This is a genomic window from Neoroseomonas rubea (assembly GCF_016106015.1).
GTDB lineage: Bacteria > Pseudomonadota > Alphaproteobacteria > Acetobacterales > Acetobacteraceae > Neoroseomonas > Neoroseomonas rubea.
In genome coordinates this window covers 1-6444 of record NZ_JACADQ010000242.1, presented here as the reverse complement: position 1 = coordinate 6444, position 6444 = coordinate 1, and the positions used below count along the sequence as shown (strand labels likewise).

The 6444-nt window shown below is 72.6% G+C and carries 6 protein-coding genes; 4 read left to right on the top strand and 2 right to left on the bottom strand.

Annotated features, from left to right (window positions below):
* Window positions 1-125: 125 nt before the first annotated feature.
* Window positions 126-593, bottom strand: a complete 468-nt coding sequence (locus tag HW577_RS18295; RefSeq protein WP_198377581.1) for a DUF3237 domain-containing protein — start codon at window positions 591-593, stop codon at window positions 126-128.
* 44 nt (window positions 594-637) lie between these two features.
* Complete coding sequence (locus tag HW577_RS18290; RefSeq protein WP_408639539.1) at window positions 638-1054, bottom strand: rhodanese-like domain-containing protein; 417 nt, start codon at window positions 1052-1054, stop codon at window positions 638-640.
* A gap of 128 nt (window positions 1055-1182) precedes the next feature.
* Here HW577_RS18290 and HW577_RS18285 point away from each other — a divergent pair, with 128 nt between their 5' ends.
* The 4 genes from HW577_RS18285 (at window position 1183) to HW577_RS18270 (ending at window position 6407) form a co-directional block, all read left to right on the top strand.
* The gene (locus HW577_RS18285) at window positions 1183-1815 is read left to right on the top strand and encodes a TetR/AcrR family transcriptional regulator (protein WP_198377579.1); all 633 of its coding nucleotides are present in this window, start codon (window positions 1183-1185) and stop codon (window positions 1813-1815) included.
* Window positions 1816-1881: 66 nt separating this feature from the next.
* On the top strand, window positions 1882-2964 hold the full coding sequence (locus HW577_RS18280; protein WP_198377578.1) for an efflux RND transporter periplasmic adaptor subunit: 1083 nt from the start codon (window positions 1882-1884) through the stop codon (window positions 2962-2964).
* A gap of 12 nt (window positions 2965-2976) precedes the next feature.
* Window positions 2977-6051 carry an efflux RND transporter permease subunit gene (locus HW577_RS18275; RefSeq protein WP_198377577.1) on the top strand — a complete coding sequence of 1025 codons (3075 nt, stop codon included), beginning with the start codon at window positions 2977-2979 and terminating at the stop codon, window positions 6049-6051.
* A gap of 17 nt (window positions 6052-6068) precedes the next feature.
* The gene (locus HW577_RS18270) at window positions 6069-6407 is read left to right on the top strand and encodes an MFS transporter (protein WP_198377576.1); all 339 of its coding nucleotides are present in this window, start codon (window positions 6069-6071) and stop codon (window positions 6405-6407) included.
* Window positions 6408-6444 lie beyond the last annotated feature (37 nt).

Here is a 6444-nt window from a genome sequence, read left to right as displayed (position 1 = left end):
CAGCTGGCGGGGCGGCGGTAGAAGCGGGGGGAGAAGGGAACTTCTCCCCCCGCACCCCCCTCAACCTTCTTTGAATTCAAAGAAGGGAGGGGGGCTCGGGGGAGGTTCCCCTCCCCCCACCTTTCTCAGGCAATCGCATACACATCATAGGTCGGCCCGCTCGGCGGCCGCTGCCCCACGCCCACGGCGATGATCTTGTTCATCCAGGCCAGCTCCGCCGCCCCCGTCTCGAACCGCACGGCGGTGCGGAAGTAGTACTCGGACGGATCGACCGCCTGGCCCGAGTTGAGCCGCGCGAGCACCTCCGGCGAGCCCGTGCGGATGCCCGTGTAGTGCATGTAGACGATGCCCCCGCTCTCGGCCTTCAGCGTCAGGCGCACATCCATATGCGCCGTGCCGTCGGCATCGACGCGCAGCCAGTCGGCGGCGGTGCCGGGCAGCACCTCACCCTTGAAGCGCGGCCCCTCGGCCGTGCCGCCGGTGACGGGCACGATGCGCAGTTCGCCGTTGCGCGTCGCGCCCACGGATTGCGGTGCGCCGACGGACAGCACCACGCGGAACAGGAACTCGGTCTTGAGCGGCAGCGGCGTCATGGCGTTCTCCCCTGAATTGACGAGGCGGGGAGGATGCCGCGACGTCAGCGTTGCCGCCAGGGCAGCCCGTCCGCCTTCCAGCCGGCGACCTTGCCGCGATGGCCTTCCGCATCCACCGGGCCTTCGAAGCCGTCCGCCACGTTGAAGGCATGCGGGAAGCCCGCCGCCTGCGCCGCCTGGCCCGCGGCGAGCGAACGCGCGCCGGACCGGCAGATGAAGTAGATGCGGTGCAGCGGCGTCAGCCCCGCCTTGTGCAGATGGTCCGCGAAATGGGAGTTCATCTGCATCGTCGGGTAGAGCTGCCAGGGAATGAGCACCGGCTGCTTGCCGAGGCTCGCCAGGTCCGGAATGCCGACGAAGTTCCATTCCGCATCGGTGCGCACGTCGACGAGGGCCGCCTGCGGGTCGTCGCGCAGCGCGGCCCAGGTCTCCTCGGGGCTGATATCCGGCACGCCTGCCACGGTGGTGTCCTCGCGCTGATCGGGCGGCATACATGGTGCAGCGCGGGATCAAGGGCAACAACGGTGCTGGCAGCGATCCCCCCGGGCGCCTACATCACATGCTGACGCGTGACGGATTCCCTCAGCCCATGGCTTCCCCCGCACTGGCATCCCAGGAAGATCGTGCTGCCGCCACCCGCCAGAGGATCCTGGAGGTGGCGGAAGGGCTGTTCCGCGCCATCGGCTACCAGAAGACCGCGGTCGCCGACATCGCGCGCGAACTCGGCATGTCGCCTGCGAACGTCTACCTCTTCTTCCCGTCGAAAAGCGCGATCAACGAGGCGATCACGGCGCGGCTGCTGGAAGGCGTGGCAAGCGACCTGGAGGCGATCGCCGACGGGCCGGGCGCGGCCCCTGACCGGCTGCGCGCCATGCTGCGCGCGCTGCACGCGCGGCACCTGGCGCTGTTCTTCTCCCAGAAGCGGATGCACGACATGGTCTCCGCGGCGATGAGCGAGCATTGGGGCGTGATCTCCGGCTTCATCGCTCGGATCGAGGCCGCGATGGGCCGCGTGATCGCCGACGGCGCCCGGCGGGGCGAATTCGCCCCGATCGACCCGGCGGAGGGCGCGCGGATGCTCAAGCAGGCGACGCTGTGCTGGACACATCCGGTGCTGATCGCGGATGCGATGGACAAGCGGCAGGTCGAGGAAGCGCAGATGGCGGGCGAGTTGGACGGGATGCTCGACCTGCTGATCCGGGGGCTGAGGCCTGACTCCTGATCACTGACGAATATTGACTTTCGTCAGTTCGTATGCGATTCCCTGGGACATCCCAGGAGACCCGCCATGCGCGCCGCCCTGTCCGCCCTTGCCGCCCTCGCCCTTCTTCCCGCCTGCCGCGACGGCGGGCCCCAGGCCGCGGCGCCGGAACCACCGCGGCCCGTCCAGGTGGCGGAAATCCGCTTCGCCCCCGCCGAACAGCCCCGCGCCTTCGCCGGCGTGGTGAAGGCACGGCGGGAAGCCGACATCGCCTTCCGCGCAGGCGGGCGCATCGCCGTCCGGCTCGTCGATGTCGGCGCCACGGTGGTCGCGGGGCAGGAACTGGCCAGGCTCGACCCCGCCGACATCGCGCTCGCCATGCGCGCCGCCGAAGCCGACCTCGCCGCGGCGGAAGCCGAGATGCGCCGTGCGCTGGCGGACGCCGACCGGTCCCGCCGCCTGCTCGCCGCCGGGCATGTCGCCGCCGCCTTCGACGACCAGCGCCAGGCCACCGCGCGCAGCGCGGAGGAACGCACGGCCTCGGCCCGGGCGTCGCTGGCGCTCGCGCGCAACCGGCTGGAGCACACCATCCTCCGCGCCCCGACCGATGGCGTCATCACGGCGCTGCTCGCCGAATCGGGCCAGGTGGTGGCGGACGGCCAGGCCGTGCTGCGCATGGCCGACCCGGCCGAGCGCGAGGTGATGGTGCAGGTGCCCGAAGGCGCGCTGCCCGGCCTGCTCGCCGCGACCGCCGAGGCCGTGCTCTGGGCGCGGCCCGACCGGCCCATCGCCGCGCGGCTGCGCGAAGTCGCCCCCCAGGCCGACCCGATGCTGCGCACCTATGCCGCGCGCTTCACGCTGCCGGAGGCGCCCGACTGGGCCGCGCTCGGCATGACGGGGACCATCCGCCTGCGCGCGGAGTCCGCCCCGGTCGCGCTGCTGCCGGCCTCGGCCCTGCACGACCGCGGCCAGGGGCCGATGGTGTGGAAGGTGGAGGGCGCGCGGCTGATTGCCGTGCCGGTGGAGGTCGCCTCCCTCGGCGTGACACAGGTCGCGCTGCGCGGCGCGCTGGCGGAAGGGGACAAGGTGGTCGCCCTCGGCCCGCAGCTGCTCGATGCCGGCACGCCGGTGCGCGTCGTGCAGACGCGCGCGCTCGCGACCCTGCGCTGAGGGGCCGCCGCCATGGGCTTCAACCTCTCCGACTGGGGCGTGCGCAACGGGGCGCTGACGCTCTTCCTGATCCTGATGCTCGGCGCGGCGGGGGCGATGGCCTATCTGCGCCTCGGCCGCGCCGAGGACCCCGGCTTCACCATCAAGGTCATGGTCGTCACCGCGCAATGGCCGGGTGCCACGGCCGAGGAGATGCAGCGCCACGTCGCCGACCCGATCGAAAGCCGCCTTCAGGACCTGCCCTGGCTCGACCGGGTGGAAACCTTCACCCGCCCCGGCCAGGCGGTGATGACCGTGGTGCTGCGCGACACGACGCCGCCCGCCCAGGTGCAGGGCCTGTGGTACCAGGTGCGCAAGAAGGTCGGGGACATGCGCCACACCCTGCCCGGCGGCGTGCAGGGCCCCTTCTTCGACGACGAGTATTCCGACGTCTGGTCGGCGATCTACGCCGTGGCCGGCGCGGACAATGCGGAACTGATCCGCCAGGCGGACCGCATCCGCGCCCGCCTGCTGCGCGTGCCCGGCGTGGACAAGGTGCGCATCTTCGGCGAGCAGCCGCAGCGCATCCATGTCGAGGTCGCGCATGCGCGCCTTGCCTCGCTCGGCCTGCAGCCGCAGGCGATCCTCGACGCGCTGGCGCGGCATAACCCGGTCGCCCCCGCCGGCGTGGTGGAGGGCGAGGCCACGCGGCTGCATCTGCGCCTCGGCAGCGGCTTCGACGGGCTGGCCGCCATCCGCGACGTTCCGGTCGCAGCCCAGGGTCGCTCGCTGCGCCTGGGCGACATCGCGGAGGTGACACGCGGCTTCGCCGACCCGCCTTCGACCGGCATCCGCCAGGGCGGGCAGGATGCGGTGCTGCTCGCCATCGGCAAGCAGCCGGGGGTGAACGTGGTCACGCTCGGCGCCGATCTCGCCCGTGCGATGGAGGCCGAGCGCCGCGTCATCCCGACCGGCATCGCGGTGACGCAGATCGTCGACCAGGCCGGCGTGGTGCAGGACAGCGTCTCGGAATTCCTGCTGAAATTCGCCGCGGCGCTGGGCGTCGTGATGCTCGTCTCCTTCCTCTCGCTCGGGCTGCGGGCGGGGGTGATCGTCGCACTCTCCGTGCCGCTGACGCTCGCCATCGTCTTCATCGTCATGCTGGCGACGGGGATGGAGCTGGAACGCGTGACGCTCGGCGCGCTGATCCTCTCCCTCGGCCTGCTGGTGGACGACGCGATCATCGCCATCGAGGCGATGGTGGTGAAGCTCGAGGAAGGCTGGACGCGCGCCAGGGCGGCGACCTTCGCCTGGACCTCGACGGCGGGGCCGATGCTGTCGGGCACGCTGGTCACCGTCGCGGGCTTCCTGCCGGTGGGCTTCGCGCGATCCACCGCGGGGGAATATGCGGGCGGCATCTTCTGGGTGGTGGGCTTCGCGCTGATCGCATCCTGGTTCGTCGCGGTGCTGTTCACGCCCTGGCTCGGGGTGAAGCTGCTGCCCGCGCCGAAGCGGGGTGGGCACGGGCATGGCTATGACGGGCCGGGCTATCGCGCCTTCCGACGCGTCGTGGGCTGGTGCGTGGACCATCGCCTCATCGTCATCGGCACGACGCTGGTCGTGCTGGTCGCGGGCTTCTCGGCGATGGGCGCGGTGCGCCAGCAATTCTTCCCGACCTCCGCGCGGCTCGAACTGCTGGTGGACGTCACGCTGCGCCAGGGGGCGGGGCAAGGTGCGACGCTCGCCGCCGCGCGGCGGATCGAGCAGGCGCTGGAGGGCGACGCGGATGCGCGGCTCGTCACCACCTATCTCGGCCAGGGCAGTCCGCGCTTCTTCCTCGCGCTGAACCCCGACCTGCCGAACGAGGCCTTCGCGAAGCTGGTGGTCCAGGCGCGCGACGTCCCCGCCCGCGAGCGGCTGCGCGCGCGGCTCATCGGGCTGGTGGAGCAGGGCCTGGTGCCGGAGGCGCGGGTGCGCGTCTCCCGCCTCGATTTCGGCCCGCCGGTCGGCCACCCGGTGCAGTTCCGCGTGCATGGGGACGACCCGGCGGCGCTGCGCGCGGCGGCGGAGGAGGTGATGGCGGTGATGCGCGCCACCCCCGGCACGCGCGACGTCTCCCTCGCCTGGGGCGAACGCGCCCCGTCGCTGCGGCTCGAACTGGACCGTGCGCGCGTGGCGGAACTCGGCCTGTCGCCGCAACAGGTCGCCTCCTCCCTGCAATTGCTGCTGACCGGCGTGACGGCGACGCAGCACCGCGAAGGCAACCGCCTGGTGGACGTGGTGCTGCGCGCCCCGGCCGCCGAGCGCCTGACCATGGACACGCTCGCCGACCTCTCGCTCGGCACGCCGGCGGGGCCGGTGCCGCTTTCCCAGGTGGCGCGGCTGGTGCCGGAGGCGGAGGAGCCGATCCTGTTCCGCCGCAACCGCGAAGCCTATCTGACCGTGCGCGCCGACATCGCCCCCGGCCTCCAGGCGCCCGATGTCAGCGCCGCGGTCGCCGCGCGGCTCGCACCCGTAATCGAGCGCCTGCCGGTCGGCCTGCGCATCGAGGCCGGCGGCGCGGCCGAGGAATCGGGCAAGGCGAATGCGGCGCTGTTCGCGATGTTCCCGCTGATGGTCGCGGCGATGCTGCTGCTGCTGATGGCGCAGCTGCGCCATTTCGGCCGCACCGCGCTGGTCTTCGTCACCGCCCCGCTCGGCATCCCGGGGGCGGCCTTCGCGCTGCTGGCGATGGATGCGCCCTTCGGCTTCGTCGCCCTGCTCGGCGTCATCGCGCTGGCGGGGATGGTGATGCGCAACACGCAGATCCTGGTCGACCAGGTGCGGCAGGACCTCGAGGCCGGGGTGGCGCTGCGCGCGGCCATCATCGAGAGCACGGTCCGCCGCGCGCGCCCGGTGCTGCTGACCGCGCTCGCCGCCGTGCTCGCCTTCGTGCCGCTGACGCTGTCGGTGTTCTGGGGGCCGATGGCGATCGCGATGATCGGCGGGCTGTCGCTCGCGACCTTCGCGACGCTGCTGGTGGTGCCCGCCCTGTATGCGCTTGCCCTGCCCTGGCGGCGGGCGCGGGCGGTGCCGGTGGCGGGTGCGGCGCTGGCGCCGGCGGAATAGCGGGCCATACTCAGGGCATGGCCGCTCCGCGCATCCCGGTCCTCGCGGCCGCCTCCTTCGCCACCGCGACGCAATCCTTCGTCTTTGCGGGGCTGCTGGCGGAGATGGCGGCGGACCTCGCCGTGCCGGTCGCGACGGCGGGGCAGCTCGCCACGGTCTATGCGCTGGCCTTCGCGCTGGCCGCGCCGCCGGTCGCGGCCCTGCTCGCGCGGCGCGAAAGGCGGGGCGTGATGGTCCTCGCCCTTCTCGTGCTCGCCGCGCTCAACCTCGCCATCGTCGCAGTCGCGGCCTTCCCGGCGCTGCTCGGGCTGCGCGTCGCGGCGGGCGTCGCGGCGAACGGAAGAGCACACGCCTGAATCCAGTCACACCTGAAACCGGGATGCCCGCCGCCGC

Excerpts from the sequence above, each read along its gene's own strand:
- HW577_RS18270 (WP_198377576.1), top strand. The coding sequence starts at position 6,069 with ATGGCCGCTCCGCGCATCCCGGTCCTCGCGGCCGCCTCCTTCGCCACC.
- HW577_RS18275 (WP_198377577.1), top strand. The coding sequence starts at position 2,977 with ATGGGCTTCAACCTCTCCGACTGGGGCGTGCGCAACGGGGCGCTGACG.
- HW577_RS18285 (WP_198377579.1), top strand. The coding sequence starts at position 1,183 with ATGGCTTCCCCCGCACTGGCATCCCAGGAAGATCGTGCTGCCGCCACC.
- HW577_RS18295 (WP_198377581.1), bottom strand. The coding sequence starts at position 593 with ATGACGCCGCTGCCGCTCAAGACCGAGTTCCTGTTCCGCGTGGTGCTG.
- HW577_RS18280 (WP_198377578.1), top strand. The coding sequence starts at position 1,882 with ATGCGCGCCGCCCTGTCCGCCCTTGCCGCCCTCGCCCTTCTTCCCGCC.